Genomic DNA, 21,167 nt, shown 5'->3' with positions numbered 1-21,167 from the left:
CGCTTCGCTCGATCACGTGGACGCCTCCAGTTCTTCCTCGCGGCGTTCGGCGTCCTTCTCGTACGCGTCCACCAGGTCCCGGTACGCGGGCGTCGACGCCTGCAGCTCGGTGTGCGAGCCGTGCGCCTGGATCCGGCCCTCGTCCAGGAACAGCACCTCGTCGGCCAGCGAGATCGTCGCCTTCCGGTACGCGATCACCAGGACGGTCGTCGCCGCCCCAGCATCGTCGTGCACCGCGGAACGCAGCCCGGCCAGGATCCTCGCCTCGACCTGCGGGTCGACCGCGCTCGTCGCGTCGTCCAGGATCAGCAGCCGCGGCCGCCGGACCAGCGCGCGGGCCAGCGCGATCCGCTGCCGCTGACCGCCGGACAGCGTCGTACCGCGCTCGCCGACCTTGGTGTCCAGGCCGTCCGGCAGCGCCTTCACGAAGCCGTCGCCCTGGGCGATCCGCAGCGCGTCCCACACGTCGTCGTCGGTGTATTCGCCACCGAGCGTGATGTTCCCGCGAATCGTGTCGTCGAACAGGAACGCGGTCTGCGCCACCAGCGCGACCGAGCCGGCCAGTTCGTCGCGCGCCAGCTCTCGCAGGTCGACCCCGTCGACCTTCACGGCGCCCTGCTCCGGGTCGACCAGCCGGGTCAGCAGCGTGGTCATCGTCGACTTCCCGGACCCGGTCGGCCCGACAACCGCGACGGTCCGGCCGGGCTCGACGGTGAAGTCGACTCCGGCGAGTACGTCGCGCTCCGGGAGGTACCCGAACCGGACGCCGGCCACCTGCAGCCGGGCCGCCTTCGCCGACGTCAGCCGCGCCGCGCCGTACGCCATCCCGCCCTCGGCGGTCAGCACGCGCTGCACCCGGTCCCAGCCGACGACCGACCGCGGGAGTTCGCCGAGCACCCAGCCGAGCGCCCGGATCGGGAACCCGATCAGCGTGAACAGGAACGCGACCTGGACCACGTCACCGGCGTCCGCGCCGCCGGACCGCACCCGCGCGACGCCGACCAGCAGTACGGCGAGCACGCCGAGCCGCGGCAGGCCGTCGATCACCGGGTCGAACATGCCGCGGGCCTTGTTCACCGCGATGTTCGCGTCCCGGAGCGCGTACGTCGGCTCGCGGAAGCGCTCGGTCTCGGCCGCCTCCCGGCCCAGCGTCTTCACCACCAGCGCGCCGTCGAACGACTCGTGCGCCACCTCGGACACGTCCGCGCGGAGCTGCTGCGCGCGGGTCGCGAGCGGCTGCAGGTACCGCTGGAAGATCACGTTCGCGACGAACACCAGCGGGAACACCAGGCAGCCGACCAGCCCCAGCCACGCGTCGGCGGCGAACATCGCGACGGTCGCGAACACCAGCATCGCGATCACGCCGATCGCCATCGGCAGCGGCGCGATCACGAACCAGGTCGACTCCACGTCGGCGTTCGCGTTCGAGAGCAGCATGCCGGTGGAGTGCTGGTGGTGCCACTCGAGCGGGAGCTTCAGGTACTGCCGGGTGACCCGGCGGCGGTACGTCGCCTGCAGCCGGAACTGCATCACGCCGGCCCCGAGCCGGCGCCCGACGACACCGATCGCGTTCAGGATCGCGATCCCGACGAACAGCGAGATCAGCGCCGCGATCGTGCCGCCGCTGACGTCGCCACGCTCGAACGCCGGTCGGATCAGGTGGTCGGTGGACCAGCCGAGCGCCCAGCCGCCGGCCACGGTCATCCCGCCGTACAGCATGCTGGCGAGCACGGACAGCGCGAAGATGCCCGGCTCCTCCCAGATCGCGACCCGCAGCACCCCGAAACCTCTCCGGGTGACGCTGCCCTTGTCTGGGACTTTCGGGACAGGCAAAACACGCTCCAGGACAGTCAGGTGCATACACGGGACACAGGCATGACAACGATTGACATTCTGCCATTCCCCGGAGCTTCCTCCTCACCTCTTTTCTTTCCTTCCCCTCCCATCAGAGAGGGGAAGGAAAGAAGCGAGGTGAGGAATAGGATCGGATGTGTGACCGACTACAGCCGGGTAGAACGACTCGCTCTGTGTGAACTCTTCGATCAGGTCGGACCAGCCGCACCCACGCTCTGCGAAGGCTGGGACGCGTACGACCTCGCGGTCCATCTGTACGTCCGCGAATCCGACCCGATGGCCGGCCCGGGCCTGGTGATCTCCGCGCTCGCGGACACCACCGAGCGGCGGATGAAGCGGGCCAAGGAGAGATACGGGTTCCCCGAGGTGGTCGACAAGGTCCGGAACGGGCCCCCGCGGGTGTCGCTGTTCGCGGTCCCGAAGCTCGGTGCCCAGATCAACACCGCGGAGTACTTCATCCACCACGAGGACGTCCGCCGCGCCCAGCCGTCGTACGAGATCCGCACGCTGCCGGCCGATCAGCAGGAGGGCCTGTGGAAGGGGATCAAGCTGGCGGCGAAGTCGATGGCCCGCAAGTCACCGACCGGCATGGTGCTGGCGCGGCCCGACGGTACGAGCATCGTCGCGAAGCAGCCGACCGCGCTCGGCTCGGTCACGGTGACCGGTGAGCCCGCCGAGCTGACACTGTTCTGCAGCGGGCGGCAGGCGGTGGCCGACGTACAGCTCGACGGTGAGGCGGAGGCTGTGGAGCACCTCCGCAACGCGTCATTCGGTCTGTGACCGCCGCCGGGCGCGCTGGATGAGCGTGCTCGCGACGGTCGTGAGGATCACCAGCACGATCGCCGCCAGCACGCCCTGCCACGGCTCGTCGAAGAGCACGTAGCCGAGCAGACCGATCGCCATGTAGACCGCCGACCACAACGACGACGCGGCCAGGTCGACGAGCGCGAACCGCTCCCACCGGTACCCGGCGAGCCCCGCGGCGAGCAGCACCGGAACCCGGCCGCCCGGGATCAGCCGCGAGGTGAGCAGCACGCTGATCTCGTGCTCGGCCAGGCGGTCCTTGAGCGCGTCGAGCGACGCGTTGTCCCGCAACCACCCGATCCGTTTCGCCAGCCGCTCACCGCCGAACCGGCACCCGGCGTACACGATCAGGTCCCCCACATACGCCCCGGCCGCGCCTGCGATCAGTACGCCGACCAGCCCGATCGGGTGGCCGTGCGACGCCAGTACGGCGCCCGCGGACACCGCGGCACCCGTCGGCAGCACCGGCAGCACCGCCCCGATCAGCACCGCCCCGGCCAGCGCGAACAAGTACCAGAGGTCGAATGTGGCGTCCCCGGTCATGCAGGAACCTCGAGTGACCCGCCCGGCGTCAGAACCTCGACCTTCACTCCAGGGTCGACGTCGGTCATCGCGGTCTTGAACCTCTCCCCCGGTGGCAGGAACAGCTCCGGTTTGACCCAGTCGAGGCCGATCGGCCAGAACGTCCCGAAATGTACCGGCACCGCGGTCGTCGCACCGACCCGCCGCACCGCCTCCGCGGCACGGACCGGGTCCAGGTGCCCCGGACCCAGCGACGGCCCCCAGCCGCCGACCGGCACCAGCGCGAGATCGACCGGCCCGGCCTCGGCCGCGAGACCGTCGTACAGGTCGGTGTCCCCGGCGAACCAGACACTCGGCGAGCTGTCGATCCGGTACCCGACCGCGGGCGCGGCGTACGACGACCAGGGCAGCCGGCGGCCGTCGTGGTGGGCCGTGACGACGCTGATCTCCAGCGACCCGATCTTGATCTGGTTGCCGGGAGCAACCTCGATGCAGCGGTCCGAGTACAGCGGGCCGCCGTCGGCGTGGATCAGCTTCGCGGCACCGCGCGGCACCACCAGCGCGGCGTCCGGCGAGATGAACGGAAACGACGTCAGATGCAGGTGATCGGCATGCAGGTGCGACACCAGGACCGCGTCGCACTCCCCCGCCGCGGGCAGCGGCGACGGCCCGCGCCGGCGACGCAGATGCGCGATCCGCGCGGTCAGCACCGGGTCCGTGAGAAGCCGCGTGCCGTCCGCCTCGATCGTGGTGGTGGCATGGCCCCACCATGTCACTCGCATGTCACTCGCATGTCACTCGCACGTCACTCGCATGTCACCCGCACGCTTCAGGCCTTCACTTTCGACTCGACCGGTTCCCGCTGGTCCTTGCGCTGCCCCAGCTTCTCCAGCCAGCCGATCAGCACCTCATGTACCGCGTCCGAGCCTACGGGAGGCTCGGTGAGCACCCAGCGGCTCGGATGCACCAGCACCGCCTCGGTCTGCCAGCCGCCGATCCCGCCGTGGCATCCGACGAGCTCCTCGAACGCCGCCACCTCATGGGTGTACTCGTCCAGCCGGCTGACCACGACGAGGTCCCCGTTGTGCGGCATCCCCGCCTGCCGGAGCATCGAGGCGGCAGCAAGTTCGCCGAACTGCGTCAACGGGTCCGCCCCCTCGACCCGCCCGGTCCGCAGTACCCGGACGCCCGCCCGGCCGATCGCGACCGGGCCTTCGGCCAGCGAGTCGACCACCACGAACCCGATGCCGGGATGCGTCGCGAGCCCCGGGATCAGCTTCGGGTGCAGCAGCTCGATCTCCTCCAGCGGCACCCGGCCGGGTGTGGTCGCGAGGTAGATCAGCGCCAGGTTGCCGGACGCGGTGACGACCATCTGCTCGTCCGCGGCGACCGGCGGCTCGCAGTCCTTCGGGCCGAGCTCGACCTCGCCGGCCTTCACGTGCAACGCCTTCCGGGTCACCGATCCGGCGACGCTGCGGCGCATCGTCAGCTCGGTCAGGAACGCGTTCACCGGCCCCCAGCCCTCGGACTTGCCGACCGCCGCGACCGGCTCCTTGGTGGTGTCGACGAGGTCGTCGACCACCTCGGCGAGAGTCCGGCCGTACCGCTGCAGGAAGGTCGAGCCCTGGCTCTGGCCGTGGTCGGACAGTACGACGATCTCGTACGAGTGCGGCAGGATGTCGATGATCCGCTGCAGCGCACCGAGCACCCGGTCCAGGCCCTCCAGGGTCTGCAGCGACTCGGCGCGGGTCGGTCCGGCGTGGTGCGCGACCTCGTCGTAGTCGACGAAGTCGCAGTAGACCACCGGCGTGCCCTTGACCAGCTCGTCGGTGATCAGCGAGACGTTCAGGTCGCGGAGCAGGACGTTGGTGATCGCGCGCAGGAAGATGTACCCGCCGCCGCGCTTCACCCGCGGGACCAGGTGCCGGACGCGCTGCCGGCGGGCCTGGTGCAGCTCCTTGATCACCTCCGCGACGCACAGGATCAGGCCGCGCGCGGCGCCCTGCGGGCTGGAGAAGAACCGGATGTAGCCCCGGCTGCGGCTGTTCGGCAGGGCGGCCTGGCTGAACACCAGCTCGCACTTCTCGGCGTCGCCGGACCAGTTGTTGCTGATACTGACGCCGCCGTCGGCGAGCAGCCCGCGCCCGGTCGACATCCGCTTCTCGATCTCCGCCGCGTCCCGGACCCGGTTGGTGACCATCACCCGGCCGGTCTCCTTCTCGTACCACCGGAACGCCGGGATGTGCATCGAGCCGCCGTGCAGGATGCCCGCCTGGCTCGCGGGCGTGGTCGCCGGTACGCCGGTGTGCCAGGTCTGCAGCGAGTGGTTCCCGTCCCGGATCCAGCCGCCGAGGTTCGGCAGGTTGCCGGCCAGCACCATCCAGTTCAGCAGCGGGGCGGACAGGCCGTCGAGCTGGACGATCAGCATCCCGGTCTTCGGCGCCGGCTGGATCCGCCGGGCGCGGCGGTGCACGACCCGCATCACCTCGGCGACGTACGCGTCGTCGCTGCCGGCGTACGCGACCCAGCCGACGAACGCGCTGATCGACGACATCACGATCGACACCAGCACCGGCGCCTCGACCCCGCCGTGCAGGTCCACGCCGGGGTCGACGGTGATCCCGAGATACACGACCGCGAACTGCGACAGCAGGCCGCCGACCAGGACGCCGATCGACCCGATCAGGATCGCGATCCCGGACAGGATCCAGCGCATCAGCACCGAGAACACCGCCAGCAGCACGACCAGCCGGAAGATCGGCAGCCGGCCGTCGCTGCTGATCTGCGGCAGCAGCCAGAACGTGAGGGTGAGCGTGATCAGCGACGCGAGCCCGCCGTACAGCATCGCTCCCAGGCCACGTCCGGTACGGCGGAGATCCAGCCATACCGGACGTCGTCGCCGGGTCTTCGACACCTGTTCTGGTGGTTTCGCCATCGCCTGCTTCCCCGTAGTGCCCGCTGAGATTCACGGTGCAGTACGAGACTACGGGGTCGCTACGACAGCTCTACTGCACCTCGAGGTAGTCGACCTCCGTGTACAGCGTGCCCTTGGTCAGCCGGATCGTGTTCCACCCGGCGTTCAGCGTGATCGGCACCGCGCTCTCGTGCCAGTTGTCCCATCCGGTGACCGGGTAGCTGACCGAGCCCGCGTTGTTGCCGTTGACAACGAGACCGTGGCTTGCGGTCGACGCCGAACCGTTGGCGTACCCGACGTACAGCGTGTAGCTGCCGGCGACCGGGGCGAACACCGTGTTCTCCACCCACGAGTCCGCGTAGTCGATGTACGCGACCACCTTGCCGTCCGACGCGCCGGCCGCGTTCGAACGGACCCAGCAGTGGTTGAGCGTCCCGCGCTCAGCTTCGGTCCGGACCCGGCTGCCGCGGACCACCGGGTAGTCGTTCGCGTACCCGACGTCCGCGACGTACAGGTGCCGGCCGCCGTTCACCCAGCCGTGCATGAACACCTTGTCGCCGACGAAGTCCGCGCCACCCGGCCCGCAGACGTGGCTGTCGAACGTCGCGGTCGTCATCAGCGGCCGGTACGCCGTGGTCCACGGACCGCCGAGGCTCTTCGACGTTGCGTAGGAGGTCAGGTAGTTGCAGTCGCTGTACCCGCCGCCGGAGAAGTAGAGCACGTACTGCGAGCCGCGCTGCACCAGGTCCGGCGCCTCGATGATGCCGCTCGACGTCAGCATCGCGGTGTTGCCGCCGACCACGGTCTGGCCGTTGTTCGCGGTCTTGGTGAGCCAGAGCGTCGACGGCTGGCTGACCGCGTTGCCGTCGTTCTTCCAGACCAGGTACCGGGTGCCGTCGTTCGCGACGAACGTGTTCGGGTCGATCGCGCCGCCGATGTCGAGCGGACAGATCAACGGCGCCGTACCGACCGGCTGGAACGGGCCGAGCGGGCTGGTGGCGGTGGCGACGCCGATGCACTGCCTGCCGGACGCCTTGTGCCAGGCGGTGTACGTGAGCGTGTAGGTGCCGTCCGGGTTCGGGTAGACGTCCGGCGCCCAGGTGCGGCCGGGCTGGGCCCAGGCGCTGGACGGGCCGCCGGGCATCGCGTCGCCGCGGATCGTCCACGGGCCGTTGGCGCTCGGCGCGGTGGCGACCGGGACGGTACCGCGGCTGCCGTTGGTCGCGTACGCGTACCAGGTGCCGTTCTGCTCGAAGACGTCCGGGTCGGGGAAGTTCTCGCCGATGATCTCGCTCGGGAAGACGGCCGCGGTAGTCGCCGCGTGAACGGCCGGCGAGAGGAAGGTCGAGATGCTGAAGACGGCCAGCACGGCCGCCAGAAGTCGTTTCACGGTTGACTCCTCAGGTGGGGCGGATACCTGTGGATCCCCACTTTTACATCGATTCACCTGAGAGGCACCCCCTTCCATCTTTTTTCTTCCATCCCTGGACCCGGGCGAACCCGGGGTAGAGACTCCCGCTAGTTGATTTCCGCCTGGATCAAGGGAGTGTCTCGTGAGTCTTTTACCGAGAATGTCGGGGCGCGGGATGGTGGCCGCCGTGGCCGCGGTCGCCGCCGTCACCGGCGGCTTTGTCGGTCAGTCCGCCGCGGCGCCGACCGCCGTACAAGCGACGCCTCTGCAGCAGCGGCTCGACGGGCTGCTGAACGACAGCCGGTACGACGGTTCGCAGGTCGCGCTCGTGGTGCGGGACGCGACCACCGGCGAGACGCTGTACGACAAGAACGGCGCCGAGCGGTTGCTGCCCGCGTCGAACACCAAGCTGTTCACCTCGACGGCCGCGATGCACACGCTCGGCCCGTCGTACCGCTTCCACACCGACGTCCTCGCCACCGCACCCGTCCGCGGTGGCCTGCTGCTCGGTGACCTCTACCTCAAGGGGTACGGCGACCCGACCGCGCTCGAGTCGGACTACGTCGGCCTGGCGAAACAGCTCAAGGCAGCCGGCGTCCGGCGGGTCTTCGGCGACCTGGTCGCGGACGACACGTACTTCGACCACGTCCGCCTCGGCGACAGCTGGGCCTGGGACGACGAGCCGTACTACTACAACGCGCAGATCTCCGCGCTGACGCTGGCGCCGAACACCGACTACGACTCCGGTACGGCGATCGTCGAGAGCCGTCCCGGTGCCGCCGCGGGCGCTCCGGTGAAGCTCGACCTGGTACCGGCGAACGGCGTACTCAAGCTGGTCAACACCGCGACCACCGGCGCGGCCGGCTCCGCGAACACGATCAGCGTCGACCGCGACCACGGCACGAACGTCGTCCGGATCACCGGCTCGATGCCGCTCGGGTCCGCGGTCGAGCAGGACTGGGTGACCGTCTGGGAGCCTGAGCTGTATGCCGGCGACGTGTTCCGGCGGGCGCTCGCCGCGCAGGGCATCACGGTCGCCGGCAGGATCAAGAACGCTGCGACCCCGGCCGGCGCCGGCCGGCTGGCCCGGGACGAGTCGATGACGGTCGGCGAACTGCTCACGCCGTTCCTCAAGCTCTCCAACAACATGCACGCCGAGACGCTCGTCAAGACGATGGGCGCGGTCGCGGAAGCCGACGGCAGCTGGCCGGCCGGCCTCGACGTGGTGACGAAGTACGCGAAGACGCTCGGCGTCGACACCAGCCGGATCCGGCTGTCGGACGGCTCCGGCCTGTCCCGGAAGGTCAATGTCACGGCCGACTCGATCACCGACGTACTGATCGGTGCGCAGAAGGAGTCGTGGTGGAAGCAGTGGTACGACGCGCTGCCGATCGCGGGCAACCCGAACCGGTTCGTCGGCGGCACGCTGCGCAGCCGGATGCAGAACACGCCGGCCGCCAACAACCTGCACGGCAAGACCGGCTCGCTCACCGGGGTGACGTCGCTGTCCGGATACGTCACCGACAAGGACGGCCGGAAGCTGGTGTTCTCGATGATCAGCAACAACTACCTGGTCAGCCCGCGCTCGATCGAGGACGCGGTCGGCGTCACGCTCGCCTCGTGGTCCGACCAGTCACCACCGGCCGCCGTCGCCAGTGTGCGGACCGCGCCGACGACGTGTGAATCGGAGTGGGACAAGGCCTGTTGATCGCCGTTAATCACATGGACAGTACGGCGGTCGTTCACCACGATGGGCGGATGACCGCCGTACTGCCTGAGAAGTACACCGTCCGCCCGCCAACGACGGAGGACGCGCGGACGATCCTCGAGCTGGTGTCCGCCTACAACACCTCGGTGATCGGGTTCGCGGACTGGACGCTCGACGACGCGGTGGACGGCCTCACCGACGAGTCGTTCGACCCCGCCCGCGACGGCTGGCTGGTCTTCGAGGGCGACCGGCCGGCCGGCTTCGGCTGGGTCGCGGGCAAGGGCGATCGCCGGCAGCTCGACCAGGACGTGGTCGCCGACGACCTGGCACTCGAGCGGTGGCTGCTCGACCGGGTCGAGGAGCGGGCGCGGGAGCTCGGGCGCGAGTACGGGCAGAGCGTCGTACAGCTCGACGCGGTCGCGTACCAGGCCGACACCGCGCGCCGCGACCGGCTGGCGGGGTACGGCTACGCGCGCGGGACGGTCTTCCATCGGATGCGGATCGTCCACGACGGTCCGGTTGCTGCGCCGGAGGTGCCGGCCGGGGTGACGGTGCGCCGGGGTACGCCCGACGAGGCGAGTCGGCGGGCTGCGCACGGCGTACTGAATGCGGCCTTCGACGGGCAGTTCGGGTTCACGCCGCGGTCGTTCGAGGAGTGGCAGGCGTCGCAGGAGAACCACTCGGCGTTCGACTGGTCGCAGCTGACGTTGCTCGAGGTGGACGGCGAGGCGGTCGCGATGCTGGCCGCGAACGACCAGTTCGTCGAGGACGAGGACTGCGGGTACGTCGGGCGGCTCGCCGTACTCGAGAAGGCTCGTGGGAGGGGGCTCGCGAAGTTCCTGCTGCGGGACCAGTTCGCGGTGGATGCCGCGAACGGGCGGGCCGGGACGATCCTGCACGTCGACACCAACAACCCGACGCCGGCGCTCGGCGTGTACCTGTCGGTCGGGATGCAGGCCGTGCTGGTGATGGAGGTCTGGCGACTCGAGGTCGCCGTATGAGCCTGCCCGCCGGTTACACCTGGCGGGCGATGCGACTGGAGGACGCGGGGCTGATCGCTGCGCGGTCCGCGGAGCACACCTCCGCGTTGCTCGGGTTCGCGAAGCACAGCGCCGAGGACGTCGCGAACTACCTCCGCGACCCCGGCACCAACCTGACCACCGACAGCTGGCTGGTGTCCGGCCCCCACAACTTCGCCGGCTCAGCCACCGCAGTCCCAATCACCGCCGGCTCCCACGTAGTCGTCGACATCCTCAGCCCCGACCCCGCCATCCTCCACTGGCTCCTGGAAAAGGCGGAAGCGCGCGCGGCGGGCGCTGAGCGCGCGGTTGGCGGGTGGGGGGTTGTGGTGCGGGTGGGGGTGGTTCGGCAGGACGAGTTGCTCGGGGGTGTTCTTGCTGCGCGGGGGTATGTGGTTGGGACGTCGGTGCAGCGGATGCGGATCGCGTTCGACGGTGCGGTGCCGGCGGTCGACGTGCCGGAGGGGATTGTTGTTCGGCGTGGAGCTCTGAATGAGGCGAGTCGGCGGGCGGCGCACGCCGTACTGATGGAGGCGTTCGCGGAGCAGCCCGGGACACTGCCGCGGCCGTACGAGGAGTGGGTGGCGTCGCGGGAGAGCCGGTCGACGTTCGACTGGCCGCAGGTGACGATCGTCGAGCGCGCCGGGCAGGCGGTCGGGATGACCGAGTGCAACGACAACGTCGTCAGCACCGACAACTGCGGGTACGTCGGAAGGCTCGACGTCGTGCCGTCCGCCCGCGGACGCGGCCTGGCCAAGTACCTGCTGCGCAACGCCTTCGCCGTCGACTCCGCCGCCGGTCGCTCCGGCACGATCCTGCACGTGGACACCAACAACCCGACCCCGGCGCTCGCCCTCTACACCGCCGTCGGCATGCGCCCGGACCTGATCAGCGACATCTGGACGCGGTGTTCCTGCAGGCAGGCATAACCCCCGAAACAGTGTCGAAGCACCCTCGAAAAGGTGGGTTCTGCCTGCCTGCAGGTCCATAACCTTGCCTCCGGGAGATCTGAGAGACTACTCTCGAAACATGTCTCTCAGGAATCCGTACGGCGATTTCGAGATCACCGACCCGCAGGCGATGCGCGCGCTCGCGCATCCGGTCCGGCTCTCCGCGCTCAGCTACCTGCAACGCCACGGTCCCGCGACCGCAACCCAACTGTCCGAACACGTCGGCGCCTCCCCCTCCGTGACCAGTTGGCACCTGCGGCACCTGGCCGGATTCGGGCTGGTCAACGACGGCCCACCGCCGAGCGGCTCCGACCGCCGGCAACGCTGGTGGTACGCCGTCGCCCGCGGGTTCCGGTACGACATGCCGAGCACGCCCGAGGACGCCGAGGCCGGCCGGCTGCTGCGCGCCGAGATCATGAACCAGGCGCTCGAGGCCGCCCAGAGCTGGCTCGTCGACATGGAGCCGCGTCTCGAGCCGGAGTGGAGCCGGCTGGCCGGGTCCGCGAACACCCTGCTCGTCGTCAACCCCGCCGAGGCCGAGGCCATCGAGTCGGCGATCGAGCAACTGCTCGCTCCGTACATCCAGCGCTACGGCACCGACGAGGTACCGGACGACGCCAGGCCGGTTCGGCACATCCGGCTGTCGTTGCCCGAAGCAACGGATTCCGAATGAAGGCGCTCGCCGCCACGAGCCTTTGGCGCGACCTACGGTTCCGCCGATTCTGGTCCGCGCAGGGTGTCTCCGAGTTCGGCGACCGGATCACGGAGCTGGCGCTGCCGCTGATCGCGGTCACGATGCTGGACGCCTCCCCCAGCCAGGTCGGCTTCCTGACCGCGGCGGTCTGGCTGCCGAACATCGCGTCGCTGTTCATCGGCACCTGGGTCGACCACCGCCGCGACAAGCGCCCGCTGATGATCGCCGCCGACCTCACCCGGACGGTGCTGCTGCTCACGCTGCCGGTCGCGTACTGGTCCGGTTTCCTTGCCCTCGGCCACTTGTACGCGATCGCGATCCTCGCCGGTACGGCGCACGTCGTGTTCAACACGGCGTACGCGTCGTTCTTCGTCCGGCTGGTGGATCGTGAGCAGTACCTCGAAGCGAACAGCAAGCTGTCCGCGACCCGGTCGATCTCGTTCATGGGCGGGCCTGCCGTCGCCGGTCTGCTGGTGCAGTGGCTGACGGCGCCGGTCGCGATCTTCGTCGACGCGCTCACGTTCGTGTTCTCGGCGGTACAGCTCGGCCGGCTGAAGATCGAGCCGGGTCCGGCGGAGGAGTCCGGCGAGCCGATGCTTCGCCGGGCGGCGGCCGGGATGCGTTACGTGCTGAGGCACCCGTACATCAGCCGCAGCCTGGGCTGTGCGACCACCGTGAACTTCTTCAACCTGATGAGTACGGCGCTGCTCGTGCTGTTCGCGAGCCGCATCCTCGGGCTGTCCGCGGGGGTCATCGGCCTGGCGTTCGGTATCGGCGCGTCGGGCGGCCTGCTCGGTGCGGTCAGTGCCTCCCCGCTCAGCCGCCGGTTCGGTGCCGGTCCGGTGATCGCGTTCGGCGCCGTCGTGTTCCCGAGCTCGATCGCGATCGCCGCTCTGGCGGGCGGGCCGACCTGGCTGAAGGCAGTCGCGTTGGCGGTGGCCGAGTTCGTCGGGGCGTTCGCGGTGATGTGCTTCGACGTACCGCTGAACGCGTTGCAGGCCGCGGTCTGCCACGACACCATGCGGAGCCGGGTCTCCGGTGCGTTCAGCAGCATCAACTACGGCATCAGGCCGCTCGGCGCGGTCGCCGGAGGGTTCCTCGGCACCTGGATCGGTGTCCGCGAAACCCTCCTCGTCTCCGCCGCCGGCGGCCTGCTGTCCGTACTCTGGCTGGTCGGCTCGCCGATCATCCGCACCCGCGACCTGACCGGTCTGGAGCCGCCCGAGGTTTAGTCCTCGACCAGTTCCTCGACGACGTCGACCTTGTTGACGGTCTTGCGGAGCGGGACCTCCTCGATGAAGATCACCGCGACCAGGCTGACGACCGCGCACGCGGCGGCGATCAGGAAGATCCGGCCGGTGGCATCGCCGTACGCGTGCCGGACCAGCGTGGCCAGCTGCGGCGGGAGGTTCTTCACGTCCAGCAGGCTGGTGCTGCCGGAGCCGCCCTCCTGCAGCTTGCGCGCCGTCTCGGGGCCGTTGGGGCCGGCGAGTACGCCGGCGACGATCAGGGTCTTGACCCGGGCCGCGAGCACCGCACCGAGTGCCGAGACGCCGACCGCACCGCCGAGGCTGCGGAAGAACGCGACGGTCGCGGACGAGGCGCCGATCTGCGTGACGTCGACGGTGTTCTGTACGGCGAGCACCAGGTTCTGCATCGTCATACCCATGCCGAGGCCCATCGCCAGCATGCCGAGTCCGGCGTACCAGTACGGGGTGCTGTGGTCGATCGTGCCGAGGATCAGCAGGCCGACGAGCAGCAGGACGCCGCCGGAGACCAGGTACCGCTTCCACTTGCCGTAGCGACTGATCAGCTGCCCGGACCCGGCCGAGCCGACGAACGAGCCGAGCATCATCGGAATCGTCAGCAGGCCGGCCTCGGTCGGGCTGTACCCGCGGGCGATCTGGAAGTACTGCCCGAGGAACAGCGCGCTGCCGAACATCGCGACACCGACCGACAGGCTGGCCACGATCGCCAGCGCGGTGGTGCGCTCACGGACGACCTTCAGCGGGACGAGCGGCTCGGCGACCCGGTTCTCGACGAGTACGGCGAGGAAGCCGACCAGCAGCGTGCCGCCGACGAACAGGGCGGACTGCCAGGACATCCAGGCGAACTTCGTACCGGCGAAGGTGACCCAGAGCAGCGGCAGGCTGGCCGCGATGCTGATCAGGACGGCGCCGAGGTAGTCGATCTGGACCTTGCGCTTGAGCACCGGCAGATGCAGGTACTTCTGGAGGATCACCAGGCTGACCACGGCCAGCGGGACGCAGACATAGAAGCACCAGCGCCAGCCGAGCCACGAGGTGTCGACGATGACGCCGCCGATCAGCGGGCCGCTGACGGTCGCGACCGCCATCACGGCGCCCATGTAACCGGAGTACCGGCCCCGCGACCGGGGTGGGATCGCGGCGCCGATGATGGCCTGGGCGAGCGCCATCAGACCGCCCATCGCGAGACCCTGGAGGACCCGGGCACCGATCAGGAACGGCACGTTGTGGGACAGGCCGGCCAGCGCGGACCCGATCACGAAGACCGTGATCGCCAGCTGGACCAGCAGTTTCTTGCTCACCAGGTCGGAGAGCTTGCCCCAGATCGGGGTGGACACCGTGGTGGCCAGCAGGCTCGCGGTGAGGACCCACGTGTACTGCGTCTGGGTGCCCTCGAGGTCGGCGATGATCGTCGGCAGGGCGTTGCTGACGATCGTCGAGCTGAGCATCGCCGTGAACAGCGCGGCCAGCAGGCCGATCAGGATCTCGAGGATCTCGCGATGGGTGAGTTCCGGCGCAGCCGGCCCAGAATTGGGCCCAGTCAGCTGCCGGGTCTCGGTGGCAGTCATTACTCTCCAGTCTTGGGCGTTTGCCTCACGAGCTTGTTGGCCTCGGTGATCGCGACCGCGACGCGCTGCATGGTGGCAGCGGCCGCGATCAGCGCGTCGTCGTCGAGGTCCGACAAGGCGGTTCTCAGTTGCTGCGTGTAGGAGGAGTAGAGCGCCTCCAGTTGGGCCTTGCCTCGGAGTGAGAGGCTGACGAGCCCGACACGGGCGTCCGCCGGATCGGGCCGACGGCTCACCAGTCCGTCGGCTTCCAGCGCGGTCAGTTGCCGGCTCACCACCGACGCGTCGACGCCGAGCTTGCCGGCGATCTCGCCGCCGCGCTGCTCGCCGTCCTTCATCAGCACCTTCAGCACGCTCGCGTCCGACCGGCGCAGTCCGCCGTCGTTGCCGAGGTGCCGGTGCTCGATACAGCGCACGGCCCGGATCAGGGAGCTGACCCCCTCGAGCAACTCCTGAGCCGCCGCATCCCGCTCTACCCCGGGGACAAGGGGTTGCTGAGCTAGTTGCATAACCCAACTATATACCTGGATAGTTGGTTTCCACAACCATATGCGCAGGTTGTCGACTGCTGGTCGCACACGGTCACGACCGGTTGAGTCCAGCTCCCCGGCGCCGACCACCACCTGGTCGCCGCCTACCGCGCCGACAGCCGCCTACGCACGGCAGCACCCCAGCGCCGCGACCCCGACCGTCTCGGGGGTTGCCCATTGAAATGGATGCTTGCCCCCCGAAAATCTCAATAGGCAACCCACCAGATGAACGGGCAACCCCTCAACAGACGCCGCGCGCCGGACCGGCGCAACGCACGCACACCCGGCGACGCAGGGCGAGCGCCCGCAGGTGCGGGCGCGTGCTGACGCGTGTCGACGGATGCCGGTGGTTTAGCCGAGGTCGGCGTTGAGGCGGCCGAGGAGGCGGCCCAGGTCGGCGAGGTCGGTGGGGTTCCAGCGGTCGAGGATGGCGCGGAACTCGGTCTGCCGCTGGGTGCGCATCGCCTCGTAGCGTTCGGCGCCGGAGGTGGTCAGGCGGAGCAGGCGGGCGCGGCCGTCGTCGGGGTCGCCGACGCGCTCGATCAGGCCGAGGTTCTCCAGCTGGGTGATGCCGCGACTGACCGTGGACTTGTCGAGGCCGAGCACGTGCGCGACGTCGGACGCCCGGACGCCGGCGCCGTTGCCGGTACCCATCTCGATCTGCGAGATCAACGCGTACCCGGCGGCGTCCATCTCGGGGTGCACGCGTCGAGCCAGCCGGAGCGAGGCCGAGCGCGAACGGCGGAACAGCGCGGACAACTCCTGCTCGATCGCAGCAACCTTCGCCTCAGACCGCTCGGGCTGTGTCGCGGGGGCGGGCTGCCCGGTGGGGGTCGTGGGGGCGGGTTGCCCGGTGGGGGTCGTGGGGGCGGGGTCGGAGGGGTGGACGTGGGCGGGGGTGCTCACCGGATCACGATCCCGGCATCGCGCAGTGCGTTCTTCACGTCGGCGATGCGGAAGTCGCCGAAGTGGAAGACACTCGCCGCGAGTACAGCGTCCGCGCCTGCCTCGACGGCGGGCGGGAAGTGCTCCGGCGCACCCGCTCCCCCGCTGGCGATCAGCGGTACGTCGACCACCGCCCGGACCGCCTTGATCAGCTCCAGGTCGAACCCTCGCTTCGTACCGTCGGCGTCCATCGAGTTCAGCAGGATCTCCCCCGCGCCCAGCTCGCAGCCGCGCTGCGCCCACTCGATCGCGTCCAGCCCGGCCGACCGCCGGCCGCCGTGGGTGGTGACCTCGAACCCGCTCGGCTGCTCCGCGGACCGCCGTACGTCGAGCGACAGCACCAGCACCTGGTTGCCGAACCGGTGCGCGATCTCGCGGATCACCTCCGGCCGCGCGATCGCGCCGGTGTTGATCCCGACCTTGTCGGCCCCCGCCCGGAGCAGCCGGTCCACGTCGGCCGCTTCCCGCACCCCGCCGCCGACGGTCAGCGGGATGAACACCTGCTCGGCCGTCCGCCGGACCACGTCGTACGTCGTCTCCCGGGATCCCGAGGACGCGGTGATGTCGAGGAACGTGAGCTCGTCGGCGCCCTCGGCGTCGTACACCTGGGCCATCTCGACCGGGTCGCCCGCGTCCCGCAGGTCGGCGAAGTTGACGCCCTTGACCACGCGACCGGCGTCGACGTCCAGACAGGGAATGACCCGCACAGCAAGACTCACGCAGCAAGACTACCCAGGCGACCATTAGACCCTGGCTGAATACCTCCCCGTTGGTCAGCGTTTTACGCGGTCGGTGCGTCCCCTTGGTGCAGATCTCTCATCCCGTCATCCAGCGGAGGTATCCGTCCATGCGCCGATCCATCAGCCGTCTTGCCACAGCCACGGCAAGTCTGGCGTTACTGTCCGGTGCCGCGGCGGCTCCGGCGCTCGCCGACCAGGCCGGTACGCCGGGAGCACCGGGAGTCGGGGACACCGTCTTCCCCAACCTCGGCAACGGCGGCTACCAGGCCGACCACTATCTGATCGAGATGGGGTACGACGCCTCGACGCAACTGATCGACGCGACGATGACCATGACGGCCACGCCGACCCAGAACCTGTCCCGGTTCGACCTGGACTCCTACGGGCTCGACATCAAATCCGTCGAGGTCAACGGCCGGCCGGCTATCGCGAGGAGGCTCACGAACTCGTCATCACCCCGGCCCGCACGATCGGTTCGCCGTTCAGCGTGAAGGTCCACTACCAGGCCGATCCGCGCCGGCTCAAGCCGCCGCTGGGCGGTTTCGTCGCGACCCCGGACGGGTTCAGTACGGCGCCGCAGCCGGACGTCGGCCATACCGTCTTCCCGTGCAACGACCACCCGTCCGACAAGGCCTTCTACACGTTCAAGGTCACCGCTCCGCACGGCACGATCGGCGTCGCGAACGGCGACAAGGTGGCCGAGCACGCCAACGCCGACGGCAGCACGACGTTCACGTACGTCTCGCGGTCACCGATGCCGACCGAGCTCGTGCAGATCTCCGTCGGTGACTTCGCCATCGTCGACCACGGCACGACGGCGGGCGGTGCCCGGCTGCGGGACGTCGTACCGAAGGCGCGGCTGGCCGAACTGACACCCGCGCTGGATCTGACCAAGGGACAGCTTGGCTGGTTGGAGAAGCGACTGGGCAACTACCCGTTCGAGGCGTACGGGCTGCTGCCGGCGAACTCGGATGCTTCGGACGCTTTCGATTTCACCGGGCTGGAGACGCAGACACTGACGCTGTACAAGCCGAACTACCTGAAGCAGCCGGAGAACAAGATCGGCACGCACATGGTGCACGAGCTCACGCACAGCTGGTTCGGCAACAGTGTCTCGCCGGGCGACTGGGGCAGCCTGTGGCTCAACGAGGGCAACGCGAACTACTACTCGTTCCGCTACCAGTACGATCGCGGCTGGACCGACACCCACGGCAAGACGACCATGCTCGACCGGATGAAGGAGACCTACGGGAACGGCGACATCTGGCGCGCCAAGTCGGGTCCGGTGGCCAAGCCGAACGCGGCCAACCTGTTCGACGACATCCGCTACACCGGTGGCACCCTGACGCTCTACGCACTCTCCGAGAAGATCGGCCTGGCGAAGTTCGACCAGATCCAGCAGGCCTGGCTGCGGACCTACAGAAACCGGTCGGCAACGACCGAGGACTACATCGCTCTCGCCACCAAGGTCAGCGGCGACGAGACGGTCCGGCCGTTCCTGGAGGACTGGCTCTACGGCACCAAGGAACCTCAGATGCCGAACCACCCGGACTGGACCGTCACCCCACCGACCGCCAAGGCTCTGCGGACCGCGAACGTCCAGACCGACCGCTACGAAGGCTGAGCGACCTCGATCAACGGCCACACTGAGGACCCCGAGCGCGCCCGCGAGCACTGCGGTCAGCGGACGCGCCGGGTTCTCCTGTCCGCCGACCTCGGCTGCTACTTCCAGGCGCGGCGGCGGTTGTCGGTGGACTTCATGGGGCGGGTGGATTCCCAGACGCGGCGCCAGCGGGCCGCGTCGGGGCCGGTTTGGGCGGGTGAGGCGCCGATCGCGGCGCGGCGGCGGGACTCGTACCAGGTGGTGGATTCCTCGTCGAGCAGGGCCGACACGGCAGCGGCGATCCGGGGCGCGAAGTCCCGGGCGCTCTCCCCCGAGGCGGGGCGCAGCGGGTCGCCGTACCGGACGTGCACCGCGGGCCGGCCGGGGATCGGCCAGCCGCGGCCGCGGGGCATGGCGGCGAACGATCCCTTGATGCCGACCGGGATGATCGGTACGTCGTGCTCGACGGCCAGGTACGCCGCGCCCATCCGGAACCGCTGCACCCAGCCGTCCGGCGACCGCGTGCCCTCGGGGAACACGACGACGTTCCAGCCGTCCGCGAGCAGGTCGCCCGGCGTGGAGCTCATCTTGCCGCCGCGACGCTCGATCGGGAACGTGTTGAACACGATCGCCGACCCGGCTGCCCGCCACCAGGTGTCGAAGAAGTAGTCCGCCGCGGCCGCGAACGCCGTACGACGGCGTATCGCGTCCGGCAGCGACAGCAGCAGCAGCGGGGTGTCCAGGTGCGACGAGTGGTTCGCCACGATGATCGCGGGGCCGTCGAGCTTGAGCAGCGAGTCCAGGCCGCTGACCTGCGGGCTGACCTCGAAGTTCAGTACCGCGTTCAGCGGGCCCTTCTGGATCAGGTCGCGGACCGCGATCGCGGCCGGCGTCCGGGCCCACTTGGTCGGGAACACCGTCGACTCGCGAGGGATCACGTACGGCTCGGCGGACCGCGGCACCTGCGGCCGCCGGCCCCAGCGCCAGCCGCGCGCGACCTGCTTCACGTCGCGCGCGGTGTCGCGGCCGAACTTCACCAGACTCGTGCCCATCAGCGCACGTCCGCGAGCAGGTGCGGCGGGTTGTGCAGGTACGTGATCGACGGCGACCGGCCGACCGAATGGCTGACCATCTCGAGTGCGTCGGACAGCGTCGACGCGGACCGGAACCCCATCCGCTCGACGGTCTTGCGGTTCGCACCGACCCAGACGATGTCGCCGCAGTGGTCGAGGGCGTGCGAGATCCAGTACCACATGTAGAACGGGTGCACGCCGTGGTACGCGTACGACGTCCGGTACAGGTGGATGTACCACGGGTCCTCGGCGTACTGCTTCTCGAACTTCGCCTCGATCGTCGCCGGATCGGTGCTCTCGGCAAGCACTTCCTCGAAGAAGTCGACGTACGACGGGTGGTGCAGCTGGCTGAACTCGTAGTCGACCGGGTGGTACAGGATCACCGCGCCGTCCTTGCGGACGACCGGGTTGCCGCGGTACGAGTTGAAGTAGTAGCCCAGCCCCATGCAGGCGGCCAGGATCGGGTTCATCACCGAGTTCACGTTGTACGGGCCGATGAACGGCACGCCCATGATCGCGACGTCGGACTGCCCCTGCACCTCGACCAGGTGCTGGCGGTGCACGTTCTCCAGGGTCTTGTCGTGGACCGGCTCGATCTTGCCGGCGTGCACTCCGGTGAGCCCGTAGTTCGAGCGGGTGTCGGTGAAGATCTTGTGCCGCAGCTTGGCCGGCGCGGCGGCGAGCCCGCGCTTGGCGGCCAGGAAGGACGCCTGGTCCTTGACCGACCACTCCCACTCGCGCTTCTGCAGGAACTCCAGCGGCCCGCCGAAGATGTCGTTGTTCAGCGTGGTCTCGATCTGGAAGACCTTGACGTGCTGGGTGAGGATCTCGCCCATCCGCCAGGCCGACTCGTGCATCTTCGACCGCTTGTGGTCCATGAAGGACCGCGAGTGGATCATCGTGTGGCTGTTGTGGTGGTGCTTCAGCGACTTGTACGACGCCAGCCCGATCGACGTCGACTTGTGCCCGCCGTCCATCGCCACCAGGTTCACGTTCACGTAGACCAGCAGGTCCGACTCGGCCGCCCGCTTGGAGATCTCGACGTCCTCGCCGTGCCTGGTCTGGCCCAGGTGGGTGAGGTTCGCGGCGTCCTCGGCGTCGAAGTTGTAGAGCTTGCCGTCCGGGAAGAACGACCGGAACACCCGCTCGCCGACGATGTCGCGCAGCTCGTTCGGGGTGAGCCGGCGGTGCAGCGCGTTCGCCGAGATCAGCTCGACGTCGTCGACACCGGCCTGTGCGGCCAGCTCCAGCACCGCCTCGATGATGCGCTGCCGGATGTCCGGCTTCTTCATCGGCGGCAGCGGGATCGAGATGTCGTCGAACGCGATCGTCAGCCGCATCCCGGCGCGCAGCAGCTCGGGCAGCGGCTCGGACTCGATCGGGTGCAGCAGCGCGTTCTGGATCGCCTCGTCGACGTCCCGGACCGGCGGCAGCGCCTCCGGCGGGTACACCACCCGGGTGCCCTGCGGGAACCGCTCCAGCAGGAAGCCCTCACCGTTGTGCACGAGCAGCGGCGGCGTCCGGTCGTCCACCTCAAGCACAAAACCTGGCCGAGACATGTCAGAAC

19 protein-coding genes are annotated in these 21,167 nt (G+C 69.3%); 8 read left to right on the top strand and 11 right to left on the bottom strand.

The features are described from left to right. Positions 1 to 12 precede the first annotated feature (12 nt). Positions 13 to 1,833: an ABC transporter ATP-binding protein gene (locus JOF29_RS40740; RefSeq protein ID WP_209699632.1), complete on the bottom strand. Its 1,821-nt coding sequence runs from the start codon at positions 1,831 to 1,833 to the stop codon at positions 13 to 15. A gap of 159 nt (positions 1,834 to 1,992) precedes the next feature. Here JOF29_RS40740 and JOF29_RS40735 point away from each other — a divergent pair, with 159 nt between their 5' ends. Beyond that, a complete protein-coding gene (locus JOF29_RS40735) occupies positions 1,993 to 2,634 on the top strand; it encodes a TIGR03085 family metal-binding protein (RefSeq protein WP_209699631.1) in 642 nt (213 codons plus the stop codon). On the opposite strand, the gene JOF29_RS40730 is transcribed toward JOF29_RS40735, so the two are convergent. The 4 genes from JOF29_RS40730 to JOF29_RS40715 form a co-directional block, all read right to left on the bottom strand. Next, on the bottom strand, positions 2,620 to 3,201 hold the full coding sequence (locus JOF29_RS40730) for a DedA family protein (RefSeq protein WP_209699630.1): 582 nt from the start codon (positions 3,199 to 3,201) through the stop codon (positions 2,620 to 2,622). The genes JOF29_RS40735 and JOF29_RS40730 overlap by 15 nt on opposite strands. Further along, entirely contained in the window at positions 3,198 to 3,962 is a 765-nt protein-coding gene (locus JOF29_RS40725) for an MBL fold metallo-hydrolase (RefSeq protein WP_209699629.1), read from the bottom strand. Before JOF29_RS40725 ends, JOF29_RS40730 begins: the two co-directional genes overlap by 4 nt. A gap of 47 nt (positions 3,963 to 4,009) precedes the next feature. Beyond that, positions 4,010 to 6,115, bottom strand: a complete 2,106-nt coding sequence (locus tag JOF29_RS40720; RefSeq protein ID WP_209699628.1) for an alkaline phosphatase family protein — start codon at positions 6,113 to 6,115, stop codon at positions 4,010 to 4,012. A gap of 70 nt (positions 6,116 to 6,185) precedes the next feature. Further along, complete coding sequence (locus JOF29_RS40715; protein WP_307863952.1) at positions 6,186 to 7,484, bottom strand: family 43 glycosylhydrolase; 1,299 nt, start codon at positions 7,482 to 7,484, stop codon at positions 6,186 to 6,188. A 163-nt stretch (positions 7,485 to 7,647) separates the two neighbouring features. Here JOF29_RS40715 and dacB point away from each other — a divergent pair, with 163 nt between their 5' ends. The 5 genes from dacB (at position 7,648) to JOF29_RS40690 (ending at position 13,108) form a co-directional block, all read left to right on the top strand. Continuing rightward, complete coding sequence (gene dacB, locus JOF29_RS40710; RefSeq protein WP_209699626.1) at positions 7,648 to 9,213, top strand: D-alanyl-D-alanine carboxypeptidase/D-alanyl-D-alanine endopeptidase; 1,566 nt, start codon at positions 7,648 to 7,650, stop codon at positions 9,211 to 9,213. Positions 9,214 to 9,263: 50 nt separating this feature from the next. Beyond that, entirely contained in the window at positions 9,264 to 10,214 is a 951-nt protein-coding gene (locus JOF29_RS40705) for a GNAT family N-acetyltransferase (protein ID WP_209699625.1), read from the top strand. Then, a complete protein-coding gene (locus JOF29_RS40700; protein ID WP_209699624.1) occupies positions 10,211 to 11,161 on the top strand; it encodes a GNAT family N-acetyltransferase in 951 nt (316 codons plus the stop codon). Before JOF29_RS40705 ends, JOF29_RS40700 begins: the two co-directional genes overlap by 4 nt. A 100-nt stretch (positions 11,162 to 11,261) precedes the next feature. Next, on the top strand, positions 11,262 to 11,855 hold the full coding sequence (locus JOF29_RS40695; protein ID WP_209699623.1) for an ArsR/SmtB family transcription factor: 594 nt from the start codon (positions 11,262 to 11,264) through the stop codon (positions 11,853 to 11,855). Beyond that, positions 11,852 to 13,108, top strand: coding sequence for an MFS transporter (locus tag JOF29_RS40690; RefSeq protein WP_209699622.1), 1,257 nt, complete (start codon positions 11,852 to 11,854; stop codon positions 13,106 to 13,108). Before JOF29_RS40695 ends, JOF29_RS40690 begins: the two co-directional genes overlap by 4 nt. On the opposite strand, the gene JOF29_RS40685 is transcribed toward JOF29_RS40690, so the two are convergent. The 4 genes from JOF29_RS40685 to hisF all read right to left on the bottom strand — a co-directional run bounded on the left by JOF29_RS40685 (position 13,105) and on the right by hisF (position 16,903). Next, positions 13,105 to 14,712, bottom strand: a complete 1,608-nt coding sequence (locus tag JOF29_RS40685) for an MDR family MFS transporter (RefSeq protein WP_209699621.1) — start codon at positions 14,710 to 14,712, stop codon at positions 13,105 to 13,107. The genes JOF29_RS40690 and JOF29_RS40685 overlap by 4 nt on opposite strands. Continuing rightward, positions 14,712 to 15,218 (bottom strand): MarR family winged helix-turn-helix transcriptional regulator, encoded by a 507-nt coding sequence (locus tag JOF29_RS40680; protein ID WP_209699620.1) that lies wholly within the window; start codon positions 15,216 to 15,218, stop codon positions 14,712 to 14,714. The genes JOF29_RS40685 and JOF29_RS40680 overlap by 1 nt, the downstream gene beginning before the upstream one ends. A 372-nt stretch (positions 15,219 to 15,590) precedes the next feature. After that, positions 15,591 to 16,145, bottom strand: coding sequence for a MarR family winged helix-turn-helix transcriptional regulator (locus JOF29_RS40675; protein ID WP_307863951.1), 555 nt, complete (start codon positions 16,143 to 16,145; stop codon positions 15,591 to 15,593). Beyond that, positions 16,142 to 16,903: an imidazole glycerol phosphate synthase subunit HisF gene (hisF, locus tag JOF29_RS40670; RefSeq protein ID WP_209699619.1), complete on the bottom strand. Its 762-nt coding sequence runs from the start codon at positions 16,901 to 16,903 to the stop codon at positions 16,142 to 16,144. Before hisF ends, JOF29_RS40675 begins: the two co-directional genes overlap by 4 nt. 128 nt (positions 16,904 to 17,031) lie before the next feature. Between hisF and JOF29_RS40665 the strand changes: the two genes are divergently transcribed. Then, complete coding sequence (locus tag JOF29_RS40665; RefSeq protein ID WP_209699618.1) at positions 17,032 to 17,415, top strand: hypothetical protein; 384 nt, start codon at positions 17,032 to 17,034, stop codon at positions 17,413 to 17,415. Beyond that, the gene (locus JOF29_RS40660; RefSeq protein WP_209699617.1) at positions 17,412 to 18,548 is read left to right on the top strand and encodes a M1 family aminopeptidase; all 1,137 of its coding nucleotides are present in this window, start codon (positions 17,412 to 17,414) and stop codon (positions 18,546 to 18,548) included. The genes JOF29_RS40665 and JOF29_RS40660 overlap by 4 nt, the downstream gene beginning before the upstream one ends. A 98-nt stretch (positions 18,549 to 18,646) precedes the next feature. On the opposite strand, the gene JOF29_RS40655 is transcribed toward JOF29_RS40660, so the two are convergent. Further along, complete coding sequence (locus tag JOF29_RS40655; protein ID WP_209699616.1) at positions 18,647 to 19,579, bottom strand: lysophospholipid acyltransferase family protein; 933 nt, start codon at positions 19,577 to 19,579, stop codon at positions 18,647 to 18,649. Then, positions 19,579 to 21,159 (bottom strand): NPN-dependent hydroxyacid isomerase, LarAH14/15/16 family, encoded by a 1,581-nt coding sequence (larAH, locus tag JOF29_RS40650; RefSeq protein ID WP_209699615.1) that lies wholly within the window; start codon positions 21,157 to 21,159, stop codon positions 19,579 to 19,581. Before larAH ends, JOF29_RS40655 begins: the two co-directional genes overlap by 1 nt. Positions 21,160 to 21,167: the final 8 nt, after the last annotated feature.

The sequence above is a fragment of the Kribbella aluminosa genome (genome assembly GCF_017876295.1).
Lineage (GTDB): Bacteria > Actinomycetota > Actinomycetes > Propionibacteriales > Kribbellaceae > Kribbella > Kribbella aluminosa.
This window is presented reverse-complemented; position numbering and strand designations above follow the sequence as displayed.

What these genes read in the sequence shown, in the direction of transcription:
- JOF29_RS40730 (WP_209699630.1), bottom strand. Translation starts at nt 3,201, where the DNA reads ATGACCGGGGACGCCACATTCGACCTCTGGTACTTGTTCGCGCTGGCC.
- JOF29_RS40725 (WP_209699629.1), bottom strand. Translation starts at nt 3,962, where the DNA reads ATGCGAGTGACATGGTGGGGCCATGCCACCACCACGATCGAGGCGGAC.
- JOF29_RS40720 (WP_209699628.1), bottom strand. Translation starts at nt 6,115, where the DNA reads ATGGCGAAACCACCAGAACAGGTGTCGAAGACCCGGCGACGACGTCCG.
- JOF29_RS40705 (WP_209699625.1), top strand. Translation starts at nt 9,264, where the DNA reads ATGACCGCCGTACTGCCTGAGAAGTACACCGTCCGCCCGCCAACGACG.
- JOF29_RS40700 (WP_209699624.1), top strand. Translation starts at nt 10,211, where the DNA reads ATGAGCCTGCCCGCCGGTTACACCTGGCGGGCGATGCGACTGGAGGAC.
- JOF29_RS40695 (WP_209699623.1), top strand. Translation starts at nt 11,262, where the DNA reads ATGTCTCTCAGGAATCCGTACGGCGATTTCGAGATCACCGACCCGCAG.
- JOF29_RS40690 (WP_209699622.1), top strand. Translation starts at nt 11,852, where the DNA reads ATGAAGGCGCTCGCCGCCACGAGCCTTTGGCGCGACCTACGGTTCCGC.
- JOF29_RS40685 (WP_209699621.1), bottom strand. Translation starts at nt 14,712, where the DNA reads ATGACTGCCACCGAGACCCGGCAGCTGACTGGGCCCAATTCTGGGCCG.
- JOF29_RS40680 (WP_209699620.1), bottom strand. Translation starts at nt 15,218, where the DNA reads ATGCAACTAGCTCAGCAACCCCTTGTCCCCGGGGTAGAGCGGGATGCG.
- JOF29_RS40665 (WP_209699618.1), top strand. Translation starts at nt 17,032, where the DNA reads ATGCGCCGATCCATCAGCCGTCTTGCCACAGCCACGGCAAGTCTGGCG.
- JOF29_RS40655 (WP_209699616.1), bottom strand. Translation starts at nt 19,579, where the DNA reads ATGGGCACGAGTCTGGTGAAGTTCGGCCGCGACACCGCGCGCGACGTG.
- larAH (WP_209699615.1), bottom strand. Translation starts at nt 21,159, where the DNA reads ATGTCTCGGCCAGGTTTTGTGCTTGAGGTGGACGACCGGACGCCGCCG.